Raw genomic sequence first — 14101 nt, forward strand, 5'->3', positions numbered from 1 at the left:
ATTTCGCCAGACCTGCTCAGGCCTCCTGGCCGAGCCCGCCCAGCGGTACGCGGCGGGCCACGACCTTGCGTCGGCTGATGCGCCAGCCCGCGTCGACGCGGACCACGACGTCCTCGTACGTCACGGACCCGCACGAGCCGTCCGTCATGATCCCCAGCCCCTTGGAGCGGGCACGGACCCGGCCGTCGGCCGCCTCCTCGATCACCACGTTGGTCACGTGATGTGCCACGGGGTTCTTCGCGCCCAGCGCCAGCGCGGCCTCCTTGACGGCGGTGAGGCCGGTGACCTCGCCCTGGCCGAAGTCCGACAGGTCGTAGACGACGTCCGAGGTGAACACCTCGTCACAGCGGTCGAGTTCCCCGCCGTCGACCAGATGGCCGTGCAGGGCGATCAGCTCGGTGACGGCCAGGCGGTCTTCGAGAGCCAACGCCATGGCGTTCCCTTCCTCTCGGCACCTCGACTGACCGGACACTGCCACGGACGGCATCATGTCTCCCACTCCTTTTCGGTCTTCCCCCGCCGCCGCACCGGCCGCGCCAGCAGCGCGCCGAGGAAACCGGTCACCAGCCCCCACAGCACGGCCAGGCCCAGCGCGGTCCACACCTTCGGCTTCAGGAACAGTTCCCCGGACAGACCACCGCCCAGGTCCCCGACGCCGAGCAGCGACAGTCCGTAGTGCGCGTCGATCCGGCCCAGCAGGCAGATCATGAGCACCGTCAGCGCGAGGGCGACGGCCATGTGCAAGGCGTGCTGCCAGGCCCGCATCCGGGCCGGGGACCGCGCCGCCAGCACGAACGCGGCGGCCAGCAGAAGCACCGCGTCGACGGCCACCAGCCACCACACCCTCGCGTCGTACTCGGCGAGCGTGCGGAGGTTGAGCGTGGAGACCTCCTTCGTGCGCAGCACCTCGTCCAGCACATGCGGCATGGGCAGCCCGAACGGCCCCTGCACCCGCCCCGTCCAGGTGGCACCCAGACCGATCGTGAGCGCCAGCCAGACCAGGTTCGGCAGACCCAGCAGGATCACCGCCAGGCTCTCCGGCAAGTGGCCGCGGGTCACCGCGACGACCAGTGTGACAACGACTCCCAGGACGACATACGCCAGCAGCAGCACGACCATGGCGTACGCGGCCGGGCGCACCGACTCCTGGAAGCGCAGCAGCCGACCCGGCAGCGGCGCGCCGCGCGACACCAGCAGCGCCAGCACCAGCACCCCCGCCAGCCACAGCACACCGAAGAACAGGGTCAGCGGCACATCCGTCCTGAAGCCCACCTTCGGTGCGAGGCCGAACAGGTCGCCGATGTCGCCGAGGGTTCCGTTGCCGACGTCGACCGCGAAGGTCTGGCGGGCGCCCAGGGCCAGGCCGAGCAGGGCCAGCAGCCACACCACGGCGATCCGCGCGGCCCACCCGGCCAGCTCCGGGGCGCCGGCGACCGCCCGGTACCGCAGCGGGCGCAGGAAACCCGCCGCGAGGACGAGCGCCCCGGCCAGCGTCACCGACAGCGGGATCACCGTCAGGCCGGCCGCGGACCGGGCCAGCGCGCCCGCGTTCCCCGACAGTTCGATCGTGCCGCCGACGGCCGTCACCACCGTCGCCGCGACCACCCGCGGGAACGCGCCGTCCGGGAGATCCGCCGCCCCGGCCGCCCACAACCCCAGGCCGGCCACGATGCCCATGACGATCAGCGCGGCCAGCACCCCGGCCACGGCCTGCACCCAGCCATGGCGGGCGACGGCCAGGTCGGAGGGGGTTCGCGGGCTCACCCTCGCCACGCTAAGCAGCGCCCGCCCGCCCCGCCCGCCGGGAGGGCCGTCCGCGTCGGCTTGCGGGCGCCACCGCACCGGAGCACACAATGGATGCGGCAGGTAACAAAGCGGCCCAACTCGGGGCAGGCCGCAGGACACCGCATCGGGAAGAGGAACTCGTGAGCCTCGAACCGCCGTCCTCCGGACGCCCCACAGGCCCCCCTTCCGGCCCGCTCTCGGGCCCCTCCCAGCCCCCCTCGGGCCCACCCTCGCAGCCACCGGGCAGCGCCGGCGGCACACCCTCGCCACCGCCTCGCCGGCCCTGGTGGAAGTCCGCACCCCGCATCGCCGTGCTGACCACCGTGGTGGTCGCCGCCGTCGTCCTGGCCGTCCTCCTCAGTCGGCCCGGAGGCGGTTCGGGCAAGGGCGGAGAGGTCTTCCTGCAGGCCGCGGGCAAGACCGGCCCCGAGCCGTTCACGCAGTCGACGGCAAAGGACAGCTCCGCCCCGGCCGTCCCCGCCTCTCCGGCGACCGGATCGGCTCCGGCGAACGCGGTACGGGCGGTGAGCGGCGGGGCGCCCGGACTGTACGGCGGCACCCGCAACGTCTCCAGCTGCGACGTCGAGCGGCAGATCAAGGCCCTCCAGGCGGCCCCGCCGAAGAACGCGGCGTTCGCCTCGGTCGCCGGCGTCACCCCCTCCCGGGTCCCCGCCTACCTCCGTGCGCTCACCCCCGTACAGCTGCGGATGGACACCCGCGTCACCAACCACGGCTACCGCGACGGCGCCGCCACCGGCTACCAGGCCGTCCTGCAGGCGGGCACGGCCGTCCTCGTCGACGGCCACGGCGTGCCACGCGTGCGCTGCGCCTGCGGCAACCCGCTGACGCCGCCCGTCGCCCAGCAGACCACCCCTAAGCAGACCGGTGACAGCTGGCCGTCGTACCGCCCCTCGAACGTCGTCGTGGTCACCCCCGCACCGCAGATCATCAACATCTTCGTCATCTACGACCCCGACCACGACGAATGGATCTCCCGGCACCGGGGCGACACCGGTCACCACGACCACCGCACCGAGCCGCCGGTCAAGCCCTCCCCGTCGGTGAGCGTGTCCACGCCCACGGCACCCTCGTCCTCGTCCTCCACGTGCGCCTCCGCGCCCAGCGTGGTCACCGGCACGCCCAGCCCCTGCCCGTCGACGTCGACCTCCCCCTCCACCCCGACGCCCAGTTCCGAGTCACCCTCCACCGAGCCCGGAACGACCGAACCGGCGTCACCAGGGGACACCGGCACGTACAGTGCTCCAGGGCCGAGCACCACATGACCGGCGTTCCACGTGTTAGGGGACACATCGGCCCGGACGGGGACTGCCGGGCGCGGCTCGGGGTAGCAGGACTGATGCAGCAGCGTCCGGCCAGGCCGGCTTCCGAGAGAGACATGCATGATCGAGCACGTGGGCGGGGCAGTGATACCGACTGGTTTCGACGTGCCCGTGGAACCGCTACGGCGGGCGGCGCACTACACGGGCGAACCGGGATGCATCGCCGAGGCCCGGTCCTTCGCGGCGCACTTCGTGGGACGGCTCCGCACCGAGTGGTGCGCCAGGATCGACGCCCGCATCGAGGACGAGGTGTTGCTGGTCGTGAGCGAGCTGGTCACCAATGCGGACCGGCACAGCAACGGGCCGTACATCCTGGAGCTCGAAGGCACCGACACCTCGATCACGGTGTGCGTCTACGACAGCAGCGCCGCCCTGCCGCGCCGCTTCCCGCGCGATCCCGAGCGCGTCGGCCGGCACGGCCTGGAGATAGTCCATGTCCTGGCGAGGCAGGTCACCGTGGAGCGGGTGCCGGTCGGCAAGCGGGTGTCGGCCGTTGTGAGCCTGACCAGCGCATGACCGCCGTGGCCGCCGATTTCGGCGGCCACGGCGGTCATGGATGCGACCGGCCGGCCCTCACGCGCAGCCGAGTTCGCCCAGCATTCCCTCGCGCAGTTGCGCGATGATCCGCTTGATCAGTCGGGACACATGCATCTGCGAGCAGCCGAGCCGTTCGCCGATCTCCGCCTGAGTGGCCTCCTCCACGAACCTCATGTGGATGATCTGCCGGTCCCGCTCGCCGAGTTCCGCCATCAGCGGCGCCAGCGACTGGAAGTCCTCGACGAGCCGCAGCCCGTCCTCCTCCACTCCGATGAAGTCGGCGAGCACCGCCTCGCCGCCCTCCGGCCCGTCGCCGGTGAGCGCCGCGTCCAGGGAGGAGGAGTTGTAGCCGTTGGCCGCGATCTGCGCCTCGATCACCTCGTTCTCGGGGATGTTCATCAAGGTGGCGAGCTCGGGAACCGTGGGCTCCCGGTCCAGCCGGCTGGAGAGTTCCTCGCGCGCCTTGGCCAGCTCGACACGCAGCTCCTGCAGCCTGCGCGGCACGTGCACCGCCCAGGTGGTGTCACGGAAGAAACGCTTGATCTCGCCGACGATGTACGGCAGCGCGAACGAGGTGAACTCAACCTCACGGGACAGCTCGAACCGGTCGATCGCCTTGATCAGGCCGATCATGCCGGTCTGGACGATGTCCTCCATGTCGTCGCCGCGTCCCCGGAACCGCCCGGCTGCGAACCGCACCAGCGAGATGTTCATCTCGATGAGCGTGTTGCGTGCGTACTGGAATTCGTGCGTACCCTCCTCGAGCTCCGCGAGGCGCTGGAAGAACTGACGAGAAAGCTCCCGCGCGTCCCGCGGAGCCACGGTGTGCGGCTCCGCGATCCCCGGCAGTGGTCCATCACCCGTGCTGGTCCCGGCGGTCTTCGCGACGACCTCAGCCTTCGACCGTCCCACGGCGGTGTCCATTTCCTCTCCCACGAAGTCACGGTTCGACGTCGTCTACGTCGTGCCCTCTGGGGGGCGCGTACCCGCTTTGCGCCGGGACATGCCCGTGACCGGGACCGAATACAGATCGTCACCGCAGACGCCGCCTCGGTGATTCCACCCAGAGCGGAACGCCGCTCTCTTCCCGTCGAACCGAGGCGAGGGAATCTAGTCTGAAGCCGTGAGCAGCCAAGCGCCGAACGAAGCCGATGTCATTCCGCTGCGCAGCCCGCAGGGCGAGCGGCCCGCCGCCTCGCCCCCGCCGCCCAGGGAGCCCCTGTGGCGGGACCTCGTCGGCGATGTCCTGCGGCGTGAACGCCTCGCCCAGGAGCGCACCCTGAAGGACGTGGCCGACGAGGCCCGGATCTCCATGCCGTACCTCTCCGAGGTGGAGCGCGGCCGCAAGGAGGCCTCCTCCGAGGTCCTCGCGGCCGCCGCCCACGCCCTCGGGCTGGGCCTCGGCGACCTGCTGTCACGGGCGCAGGGCGAGCTCGTCCGGATCGCCGCCCGGCAGTCCGACCGGAGCCGCCGGACGTCCGCTTCGCCGTACAACGGACTCTGCCTGGCCGCCTGACGGGACGCTTGCGGGCCGGTGCGTCAGATCGTGGCGAGGCGTCGGCTCAGCACCTCGTCGGCCAGCCCGTAGGCCACCGCCTCCTCGGCGGTGAACACCTTGTCGCGGTCCATGTCCGCGCGCAGCGTCGCGATGTCGTGCCCGGTGTGCCGGGCCAGCACCTGCTCGACCTGGGAGCGGATCCGGACCATTTCCTTGGCTTGGAGCGTGAGGTCGGAGATCATGCCCCGGCTGCCACCGGCGGCGGGCTGACCGAGCAACACCCGCGCGTGCTCCAGCACGATCCGCCGCCCGGGGTCCCCGGCGGCCAGCAGTACGGCCGCCGTGGAGGCCGCCTGGCCGACGCAGACCGTCGAGATCGGCGCCTGCACGAAGGTCATGGTGTCGTAGATCGCCATCAGCGAAGTGAACGAGCCGCCGGGCGAGTTGATGTAGACCGAGATCTCGTTCTCCGGCGCCGAGGACTCCAGATGGAGCAGTTGCGCGATGACGACGTTGGCCACGCCGTCGTCGATCTCGGTGCCGAGGAAGATGATCCGCTCGGACAGCAGCCGGCTGAACACGTCGGAGGAGCGCTCGCCGTTCGCGGTGCGCTCGACGACGTACGGAATCGTGTAGTTGCCCATGTCACAGCCCCATCCGTCGCTTCGAGGCGGCCGGACGGACATCCGCGAGGGACTCCAGGACCCGGTCCACCATGCCGTACTCCCTGGCCTCCTCGGCCGTGAACCAGCGGTCGCGGTCGCCGTCCCGGGCGATGGTCTCCGGGGACTGGCCCGTGTTCTCGGCGATGAGCCGCTCCATGGTCCGCTTGGTGTGCTCGAGGTTCTCCGCCTGGATCTCGATGTCGGCGGTGGTGCCGCCGATGCCCGCCGAGCCCTGGTGCATCATGATCCGCGCGTTCGGCAGCGCGTACCGCTTGCCGGGCGTGCCGCCGCACAGCAGGAACTGGCCCATGCTGGCCGCGAAGCCCATGGCGAGCGTCGAGACGTCGTTGGGGATCAGCCGCATCGTGTCGTAGATCGCGAGGCCCGCGTGCACGGAGCCGCCCGGACTGTTGATGTACAGGCTGATGTCGGTGCGCGGGTCCTCCGCGGACAGCAGGAGCAGCTGCGCGCAGACCCGGTTCGCGGAGACCTCGTCGACCTGGGTGCCGAGGAACACGATGCGCTGACCGAGGAGTTGGGCCGCGAGATGGTCGTCGAGCCGGCTGGGCGGGGTGTCGCCCTCCTCGGCGCGGGGCGCGAGCGTGGTGAGTGGAGTCATGGTCTCTCCCGTCGAGCGGTGATGCCGTCGACTCCACTCTTGGCCCTGCCCCGGCCCCGCATGCGGTTTCTCTGCCCGTGGCAGATTCGCCACGGGCAGAGCCCGCGCTCAGCCCTTCTCGCGCAGCTGCCGGAAGAACGCCCGCACGTCCCCGACCAGCAGGTCGGGCTCCTCCATCGCGGCGAAGTGCCCGCCGCGGTCGAATTCCGTCCAGCGCACGATGTTCTCCGTGCGCTCCGCCTTGTGGCGCAGCGGGATCTGGAGCTCGGCGGGGAAGAGGGCCAGCGCGGTCGGTGCGGTCGACGGCTCGTCCGGGCGGGCGACACGGCCCGTGGCATGGGCGCGCTCGTAGTAGATGCGGGCGGCGGAACCGGCGGTCCCGGTCAGCCAGTACAGCATCACGTTGGTGAGCATCCGGTCCCGGTCCACGGCCTCCTCCGGCAGCAGAGCCGAGTCCGTCCACTCCCGGAACTTCTCCACGATCCAGGCGAGTTGACCGACGGGCGAGTCGCTGAGCGCATACGCCACGGTCTGCGGCCGGGTGGCGTGCAGGACGGCGTAGCCCGTGCCCTCGCGTGACCATTCGCTCCACCGGCGCCAGGACAGCAGCGCACGCTCCTGCTCCTCCGTGCCGAGCTCGTCAAGCTCCTCCTGTGTCGGCTCGGTGGCCTGCTGCGCGCCCGGGAGCAGGTTGAGATGCACGCCGATCACGCGGTCCGGGTGTGCGCGCCCCAGCTCGCGGGAGATGGCGGCGCCCCAGTCGCCGCCCTGCGCGCCGAACTGCTCGTAGCCGAGCCGTCGCATCAGCTCGGCCCATGCGTCGGCGACCCGGCCCGCCTCCCAGCCGGTGTCGCTGGCAGGACCGGACAGCCCGAACCCGGGGATGCTCGGTACGACGACGTGGAACGCGTCGGCCGGGTCGCCGCCGTGCGCGCGGGGGTCGGCGAGCGGCCCGACGACGTCCAGGAACTCGACGATCGACCCCGGCCAGCCGTGCGTGATGATCAGCGGTGTGGCGTTCGGCTCGGGGGAGCGGACGTGGGCGAAGTGGACTTTCGAGCCGTCGATCGTGGTGGTGAACTGCGGCCACTCGTTGAGCTGCGCCTCGGCGGCCCGCCAGTCGTATGAGGTGCGCCAGTAGTGGTGCAGCTCGCGCAGGTAGTCGGCCGGCACGCCGTAGGCCCACCCCGTGCCGGGCAGCTCGTCCGGCCAGCGGGTGCGGTCCAGGCGGTCATGGAGGTCGTCGAGGTCGCTCTGCGGGATGTCGATGCGGAAGGGCCGGATGCCGCTGTCCGCGGTCTCTGCGGGCGAAGACGTCATGGCCGCGAGCCTAGTTCGGTACGGGGGTGCGGCCACACGGGTCAATCGGCCGTCCGACCGATGAGTTCCGCGGCGAGGATCAGTCGGTACAGGTGACCGCGTTCCACGCCCCAGGAGGTGCTCATGACCACCGACGGATTCACCACGTGTCTCTGGTTCGACGGCCAGGCGGAGGAGGCCGCGCACTACTACGTGTCGATCTTCAAGAACTCCAGCATCGGCCGGGTCGGCCGCAACGTCGAGGGAGGCGCGGGCCCCGCCGGTTCGGTGCTGGCGGTGGAGTTCACGGCCAACGGCCAGAAGTTCGTCGCGCTCAACGGCGGCCCGCAGTTCAAGTTCAACGAGGCGGTCTCCTTCCAGATCTTCTGCAAGGACCAGGAGGAGATCGACTACTACTGGACCAAGCTCACCGAGGGCGGCGGCGAGCCCGGCCCCTGCGGCTGGCTCAAGGACAGGTACGGCCTGTCCTGGCAGGTCGTGCCCGACAGGCTCATCGACATGATCAGCGATGCGGACCAGGAGAAGGCGTCCCGCACGACCAAGGCGTTCATGGCGATGAGCAAGTTCGACATCGCGGCCCTGGAGCGGGCGTACGCGGGCGAGTGACCATCACTCCCGGGTGACGGCCGGTCCGCCCTGCGCGGGGTGGAGGACGGGCCGGCCGCACCTGCTCGTCCGCCGGGCGGAAGTGGCCCGGGCGAGCGCCGCCACCTCGGTGGCGCTCGTCGCCGTGCTCGCCGGCGCTCGGCTCACCGTGTGCGGTCTTGTTCCCCGATCACCCGTGTGATCTCGCGGGTGATCCGCAGGATGCCGGGCGAGCGCACCGGGCACGGCTTCGGCGTGGACGTCGTCGGTGCCAGGCAGAAGTGCAGATAGTCCTTGTCGAGGTGGAGGGCGGTGCGGTCGCGGCCCGGCTGGGTGCAGTAGTCGCGGTGTTCGTGCTCGTAGGCCGTGCACGGCAGGTACTGGGACCAGGTGTAGCGGGCACCGGCGGGGCTGACCGTCGCGCCCGCGTCGGCGACGAGGTCGCCCGAGGCGGCGGCCTGCTGCTCGTACATCCGGTTCACGCGCCGGACCCGGTCGGGCGTGATCGGGTCCGGGCCCTGCAGCACCCACACGATCCGTGGACGCCTGCTGCCGCCCGCCGCGGCGATCTGCTCGGTGAGCCGGCGCAGGTCGGCCTTGTAGCGGGTGAAGTACTTCTGCTGCGAGGCGTTGTAGGTGATGCCGTCCATGCACCACGTGTAGCCCCACGCGTTGCCCCAGAACTGCATCACCACATAGTCCGGATGCTGCGCACGGACCAGAGCCGCCGCCTTGTCCGCGTCCGGCACCAGCGACCTCGCCCCGGTGCCCTCCAGGTAGTCGCACAGGGTCGTGCCCGAGTACGGAGCACTCGTGTACTTCGCCCTCAGGTCCCGGCGCAGCTCCTGCCCGAGCACGTTCTGGGCCTCCATCGCGAGCGAATCCCCGAGATACAGCACGCGCGGCGCCACGGCGGGTGCACCCGGCGAGGCCGGGGCCTGCTGATGGGTCGTCGACGCCGACGCTCCCGGTACGGCGGGGGAGGGCGGTGCCTCCTGCGGGCCGGACGACGGGTCGCCGCACGCGCCGAGCAGCAGCACTCCGGTCAGCAGCATCCCCACGATCCACGGCTTCCGCATACGGCAACTCCAGCCCCGGCAACCGAAAACGGCTCCCCAGGCAAGCACAGGCGGGCCCAAGGCGGAAGACACCGGGGTGAGTTCAGGCGCCGTCCGGGCGCTCCAGCCGCTCCAGAAGGTCCAGCAGGTCGGTCAGCGGAAGCGGTTTGGCGAGGTGGGCGTCGAACCCGGCCGCCCGCGACTGGGCGCGGTCGCTGCCCTGGCTGAATCCGGACACCGCGATCAGACCCAGCTTGCCGCCGTCCGGGCGCGCCCGCAGGGCCCGTGCGACCGCGTAGCCGTCGATGTCCGGCAGGCCCAGGTCGCACAGGACGACGTCGAAGGCTTGCGTCTCGGTGGCGGTGAGGGCGTCCTGGCCCGTGTGCACCGCCGTGACCCGGTGGCCCTGGCGTTCCAGCAGGGTGCGGTAGGTGGCGGCCAGGTCCGCGTTGTCCTCGACGATCAGGAGGGACAGCCGGCGCGGGGAGCCGTGGACGGCCGGTGGCCGTGACGGACGCGGTCTCGTGGTGTCGGTGGTCGGCAGCAGCACCGTGAACGTCGCGCCCTTGTCCGGCCCCTCGCTGTGCGCGGAGATGCGGCCGCCGTGCAGTTCCACCACCGTCCGTGCCACCGCGAGCCCGAGCCCCAGGCCCTCGGGGGTGTCAGGACCGGCCGGGGCGGCCCGCATGAACACCCCGAAGAGCTCCTCGGCCTGGGCGGGGGAGAAGCCGATGCCGTCGTCCCGCACGGTCAGCCGGGCCTGCCCGTCGGCGGCCGTCAGGCCCACCTCGGTGCGGCCGCCCGGCCGGGTGTACTTCAGCGCGTTGGACAGCAGGTTCGTCAGGACCTGGGCCAGCCGCAGCCGGTCGCCGTCCACCATGACCGGTTCGGCCGGCAGCCCGACCGTCAGCGTGCGGTTCTCGTGCCCGAACAGGCCTTGGATGTCGGCGCACGCGCCCTGTACGACGGACCGCACGTCGACCGGATCGCACACCAGCTCCAGCCGTCCGGTCACCGCGCGCGTGCCGTCCAGCAGGTCGTTGCTCATCCGTGCCAGGGTGCTCAGCTGCCGCTCCAGGACGGCCAGCGCCGGATGACCCTCCGGCATGTCGAGGGCCAGCAGCTCCGTGGCCGCGGTGGCGGCCGCCAGCGGATTGCGCAGCTCGTGGGAGAGCGTGGCGATGAACCGGTCCTTGGCCTGCTGCTCCTCCCGCAGCCTGCGGCCCGCCGCGTCCAGTTCGTGATTGGCCCGGCTGAGCTGCTCGTTCACCTCGCGGATCTCACGGGCCCGTACGAACAGGTCGATCTCCATGCCCTCGGCCCGCATCTCCGCCTCGGCGACGGCGCGCTGCTGCTCCCGTCCCACCCGCCGCAGATGTACGAACTCGGTGACGTCCTCGACCCGGTGGATGATGTAGCGCACCTGCCCGTCGTCACCGAGCACCGGTGTGTTGACCGGGCTCCAGTACCGCTCGGTGAAGCCGCCCTCCTCGCCCGCCGGGATGTCGTAGCGCTGCAGCGCCATCGTGTCCGTACGACCGCTCGCCACCACCGTCTGCAGTGAACGGCGCAGATTGGCGACACCGTCGGCCGACGGGTCGTCCGGGTTGTCGGGGAACACGTCGAAGACGGGGCGGCCCACGATGCTCCGCTCGGTACGGGTCGCCGTGAGATAGGCGCGGTTGACCTCGACGATCGTGAAGTCGGGGCTGAGGATGAGCAGTGGGGACAGCGTCGCGTCGAACAGGCTCCGGAAGTCCGGCACTTCGGGCATGGTCGGACCTCCGCGGCCGAAGCGGTGACTCAGGGGTCGAGGCGGTAGCCGTAGCCCCGGACGGTGGTGATCCGCGGCGCCGGTGCGGGCAGCCCGGCCAGCTTGCCGCGCAGCCGGTAGACGTGCTCCACCACGGTCGCGGCCTGCTGCCACGAGGTGCCCCAGATCCGCTCCAGCAGCTGCTCCGCCGAGAACACCCGGCCCGGTGCGGCGGCCAGCATCTCCAGCAGCGCGTACTCCTTGGGCCGCAGCAACAGCTGGACACCGTCGACGGACGCCAGACGGGCGGCGGAGTCGATGCGCAGCGCGCCGACCTGGAGCACGCTCGGCATCTCGGGCGGCTGCGAGCGGCGCAGCACGGCGTGGATACGGGCCACCAGTTCCCGCTGGGAGAACGGCTTGACCAGGTAGTCGTCCGCACCGATCTCCAGGCCCGCCACCCGGTCGGCCTCCGCACCGCGTCCCGTCACGACGATGACCGGCAGCCGGCTCGTGGACCGCAGTGCCCGGAGCAGCTCCAGGCCGCTGCCGTCCGGCAGCCCCAGATCGAGAACGGCGAGATCGACGCCGCCCTCGTGGAGGGCGGCCTTTCCGGCGCGCGCATCCATGGCCCAGGTGACCGTGAAGCCCGCGCGCTCCAGATAGGAACGGCACATCAGTGCGAAGTCGGGGTCGTCCTCGATCAGAGCGAGGTGCGGTCGCATACCGCATCACCCGGACCGTCTGGCGTCCGCCCGTTGTGCCGCTCATGAGCGGGCGTTGATGCCCCGACCATGTGGCGAAGGTAGAACAGTAAATGCCCACGGTTCAAGGGGGAGCCGCTCGGGGGGGTTCCGGCACGGGCTCGTGCGATGCGGGGATGCCGCATGGATCGCACGAGCCCGTGCCGGTACGTGCGCCCCCGGCGCGGGTCAGCCCCTACGGGCTGACCGAGGGCATCACACCCGGTCGGCGACGATCAGCAGATACTGGAAACTGCCGTTCTTGTACGCGGTCAGGAACGTGTCCTCGATGCCCGTGACCAGGTGGTCCGCCTGACGGCGCAGCTCCCAGTAGGGGATGGCGTCGGCCGTGAGGTCCTGGACGTGGACGGGGACGAGACGGTTGCGGGCCATCGCCCGGAAGTACTCCGAGCGCGGGTGGATGTCGCAGATGTAGTGGGCGTTGATCTGGGACACCTCGCGGGAGGCCCGGCCGTAGGTGTCGTTGTAGCAGCCGGTGATCACCACGTAACGCCCGCCGCGGCGCAGCAGCCGGGAGTGCTCGGCGAACAGCAGCTCCAGCTCGACGTACATGGTCGACTCGTTGTTCCACGACGCCGCGTACGCGCCGGTGGCGAAGCCGGTGTCGAGCATGTTGCGGTGGTGGTAGCGCACCTGGGCGTCGATGCCTCGCTTGCGGGCCTGCTCATTGGCGAAGGCGGCCTGCTTGGCGGAGATCGTCACGCCGTCCGCGTGGCAGCCGTAGCGCAGATGCGCCACGACGCTGCCGCCGCCGCGCCCGCAGCCGGCGTCGAAGACCCGGTCGGCGGGGGAGAGCGGGCCGAGGTGGCCGGCGAGGAGCTCCGCCTGGGCGTGTTCCAGGCGGTGCAGTTCGGTGGTGATCCGTCCCCGGCGCAGATCGGGGTCGGGCTCGTCGAGCACGGTCCAGTCGACGTCGCCGACGCCGTAGTGGTGGTGATAGAGGTCGTCGATCTTGCCCAGTTCGAGGTTGACCGGGTTCTCCTCGGCGTTCCAGTAGTCCGCGACGCGGTTCTGGTATGTGGACTGGGTCGGCACCGGTGCCGCCTTGGTGTCGGCGTGGGGGGCGATGGTCAACTAGGACTCCTCGTGGTGCGTCTGACGGAGTGTCAGCACTGCGGGCGTTACCAGTAGTTGGGCAGGTGGTAGCGGTGGGTGTTGGTGGCGTGCCACTCGTGGTTGCCGGCCACCCAGTCGGACAGGCCCCGGGCGTAGCGCTCCACGAGGGGCGAGGTGGCGGACAGGAGGGCGGACTCGTCCTCGAAGGCGGTCATGATCTCGTTGTGGATCTCGACTGCCTTCAGATAGGCGGCCTTCAGCCCGCACCGCTCGTTGGCGGCGAGGACCTGGGGCAGGTTGAGGTGGGTGGGGTCGCTCGCCAGCTCCTTGGTGAAGGAGTAGAGGTCGTTGACGATGGTGGTGGCGTTGCAGGCGAGTGCCGTGATGCGCTGGATCTCCGGGCGGGCGTAGAGGGCCTCCGGCAGCTCGTAGCCGTCCACGGCGTCGATGATCGACAGACAGGGGCGGAAGTTGTTGAACTGCCGCATCACCAGGTACTCCCACACCTGCGGCACGTAACGGATCTCCGCCCACGCGGCCTCGGCGAGATAACCGAGGTGCAGCCGCGCCATGTCGTGCACGAACCGGTCGGTCTGACTGGGGGTGGCGACGGCGGCGTAGTCCTTCATCGCCCAGTGGTACGAGCGCAGCGGTCCGTCGGCCTGCACTCCGAGCGCCCACTGCTCCTGCAGCGCGGGCGTGCTGTGGAAGGGGTCGAGCGCCGACTGGGCCAGGATCAGCCGGCCGCCCAGGCCGCGGCGGGCACCGCCCCTGCCCTCGTCCTCCTCGCAGTAGCAGCTGTCGACGAGGTTCTCCGCCAGCAGGAACTTGCCGGCGGCGGTGAGGCGTTCCAGATCGGCCGCCGCCGGATGCTGGAGCACCACGGCCCGGCCGAACTGGAAGCCCGAGAAGTCCCCGGACCAGGCCTTCGGGAACAGGTCGAGGCCGTGCGCCCAGGCCTCCAGCCTGCGGTCGACCTCCTCCACCTTCGCCGGGTCGGCGGGGGCGACCTGCCGGTACTTGAGGCCGGGGATCGCGCCGCCGCGCCGGGTGCGCACGGCGCGGGCCAGATTGGGCGGCCCCGGCAGCGAGGACGAGACGGCGGACGTGCTCATTGCGTA

General features: G+C 71.1%; 15 protein-coding genes. 4 read left to right on the plus strand and 11 right to left on the minus strand.

Features of this window, described 5'->3' with window-relative positions:
- Nucleotides 1-16: 16 nt before the first annotated feature.
- Together ACFY1E_RS25390 and ACFY1E_RS25395 are read right to left on the minus strand one after the other, a co-directional pair.
- A complete protein-coding gene (locus ACFY1E_RS25390) occupies nucleotides 17-433 on the minus strand; it encodes a nuclear transport factor 2 family protein (RefSeq protein ID WP_389079687.1) in 417 nt (138 codons plus the stop codon).
- Nucleotides 434-486: 53 nt separating this feature from the next.
- Nucleotides 487-1764 carry a streptophobe family protein gene (locus ACFY1E_RS25395; protein ID WP_389079689.1) on the minus strand — a complete coding sequence of 426 codons (1278 nt, stop codon included), beginning with the start codon at nucleotides 1762-1764 and terminating at the stop codon, nucleotides 487-489.
- A 161-nt stretch (nucleotides 1765-1925) separates the two neighbouring features.
- Here ACFY1E_RS25395 and ACFY1E_RS25400 point away from each other — a divergent pair, with 161 nt between their 5' ends.
- Entirely contained in the window at nucleotides 1926-3068 is a 1143-nt protein-coding gene (locus ACFY1E_RS25400; protein ID WP_389079690.1) for a DUF6777 domain-containing protein, read from the plus strand.
- 117 nt (nucleotides 3069-3185) lie between these two features.
- Nucleotides 3186-3641 carry an ATP-binding protein gene (locus ACFY1E_RS25405; protein WP_389079692.1) on the plus strand — a complete coding sequence of 152 codons (456 nt, stop codon included), beginning with the start codon at nucleotides 3186-3188 and terminating at the stop codon, nucleotides 3639-3641.
- A gap of 57 nt (nucleotides 3642-3698) precedes the next feature.
- Here ACFY1E_RS25405 and ACFY1E_RS25410 read toward each other — a convergent pair whose 3' ends face one another.
- Complete coding sequence (locus ACFY1E_RS25410; RefSeq protein ID WP_389079693.1) at nucleotides 3699-4586, minus strand: RNA polymerase sigma factor SigF; 888 nt, start codon at nucleotides 4584-4586, stop codon at nucleotides 3699-3701.
- Nucleotides 4587-4785: 199 nt separating this feature from the next.
- Between ACFY1E_RS25410 and ACFY1E_RS25415 the strand changes: the two genes are divergently transcribed.
- Complete coding sequence (locus ACFY1E_RS25415; protein WP_389079695.1) at nucleotides 4786-5178, plus strand: helix-turn-helix domain-containing protein; 393 nt, start codon at nucleotides 4786-4788, stop codon at nucleotides 5176-5178.
- A gap of 23 nt (nucleotides 5179-5201) precedes the next feature.
- Here ACFY1E_RS25415 and ACFY1E_RS25420 read toward each other — a convergent pair whose 3' ends face one another.
- The 3 genes from ACFY1E_RS25420 to ACFY1E_RS25430 all read right to left on the minus strand — a co-directional run bounded on the left by ACFY1E_RS25420 (nucleotide 5202) and on the right by ACFY1E_RS25430 (nucleotide 7764).
- On the minus strand, nucleotides 5202-5804 hold the full coding sequence (locus ACFY1E_RS25420; RefSeq protein WP_389079696.1) for a ClpP family protease: 603 nt from the start codon (nucleotides 5802-5804) through the stop codon (nucleotides 5202-5204).
- Nucleotide 5805: 1 nt separating this feature from the next.
- The gene (locus ACFY1E_RS25425; protein ID WP_030927332.1) at nucleotides 5806-6444 is read right to left on the minus strand and encodes a ClpP family protease; all 639 of its coding nucleotides are present in this window, start codon (nucleotides 6442-6444) and stop codon (nucleotides 5806-5808) included.
- Between the two features lie 108 nt (nucleotides 6445-6552).
- Complete coding sequence (locus ACFY1E_RS25430; protein WP_389079697.1) at nucleotides 6553-7764, minus strand: epoxide hydrolase family protein; 1212 nt, start codon at nucleotides 7762-7764, stop codon at nucleotides 6553-6555.
- Nucleotides 7765-7887: 123 nt separating this feature from the next.
- Between ACFY1E_RS25430 and ACFY1E_RS25435 the strand changes: the two genes are divergently transcribed.
- Entirely contained in the window at nucleotides 7888-8370 is a 483-nt protein-coding gene (locus ACFY1E_RS25435; protein ID WP_389079699.1) for a VOC family protein, read from the plus strand.
- Nucleotides 8371-8513: 143 nt separating this feature from the next.
- On the opposite strand, the gene ACFY1E_RS25440 is transcribed toward ACFY1E_RS25435, so the two are convergent.
- The 5 genes from ACFY1E_RS25440 to ACFY1E_RS25460 form a co-directional block, all read right to left on the minus strand.
- A complete protein-coding gene (locus ACFY1E_RS25440) occupies nucleotides 8514-9428 on the minus strand; it encodes an SGNH/GDSL hydrolase family protein (protein ID WP_389079700.1) in 915 nt (304 codons plus the stop codon).
- Nucleotides 9429-9510: 82 nt separating this feature from the next.
- Nucleotides 9511-11181 carry an ATP-binding protein gene (locus ACFY1E_RS25445; protein ID WP_389079702.1) on the minus strand — a complete coding sequence of 557 codons (1671 nt, stop codon included), beginning with the start codon at nucleotides 11179-11181 and terminating at the stop codon, nucleotides 9511-9513.
- Nucleotides 11182-11210: 29 nt separating this feature from the next.
- Nucleotides 11211-11885, minus strand: coding sequence for a response regulator transcription factor (locus ACFY1E_RS25450; RefSeq protein WP_389079703.1), 675 nt, complete (start codon nucleotides 11883-11885; stop codon nucleotides 11211-11213).
- A 234-nt stretch (nucleotides 11886-12119) separates the two neighbouring features.
- A complete protein-coding gene (locus ACFY1E_RS25455) occupies nucleotides 12120-12998 on the minus strand; it encodes a geranyl diphosphate 2-C-methyltransferase (RefSeq protein WP_389079705.1) in 879 nt (292 codons plus the stop codon).
- 47 nt (nucleotides 12999-13045) lie between these two features.
- Nucleotides 13046-14095 (minus strand): family 2 encapsulin nanocompartment cargo protein terpene cyclase, encoded by a 1050-nt coding sequence (locus tag ACFY1E_RS25460; protein WP_389079706.1) that lies wholly within the window; start codon nucleotides 14093-14095, stop codon nucleotides 13046-13048.
- Nucleotides 14096-14101 lie beyond the last annotated feature (6 nt).

It is taken from the genome of Streptomyces sp. NPDC001604, from assembly GCF_042893475.1.
Lineage (GTDB): Bacteria > Actinomycetota > Actinomycetes > Streptomycetales > Streptomycetaceae > Streptomyces.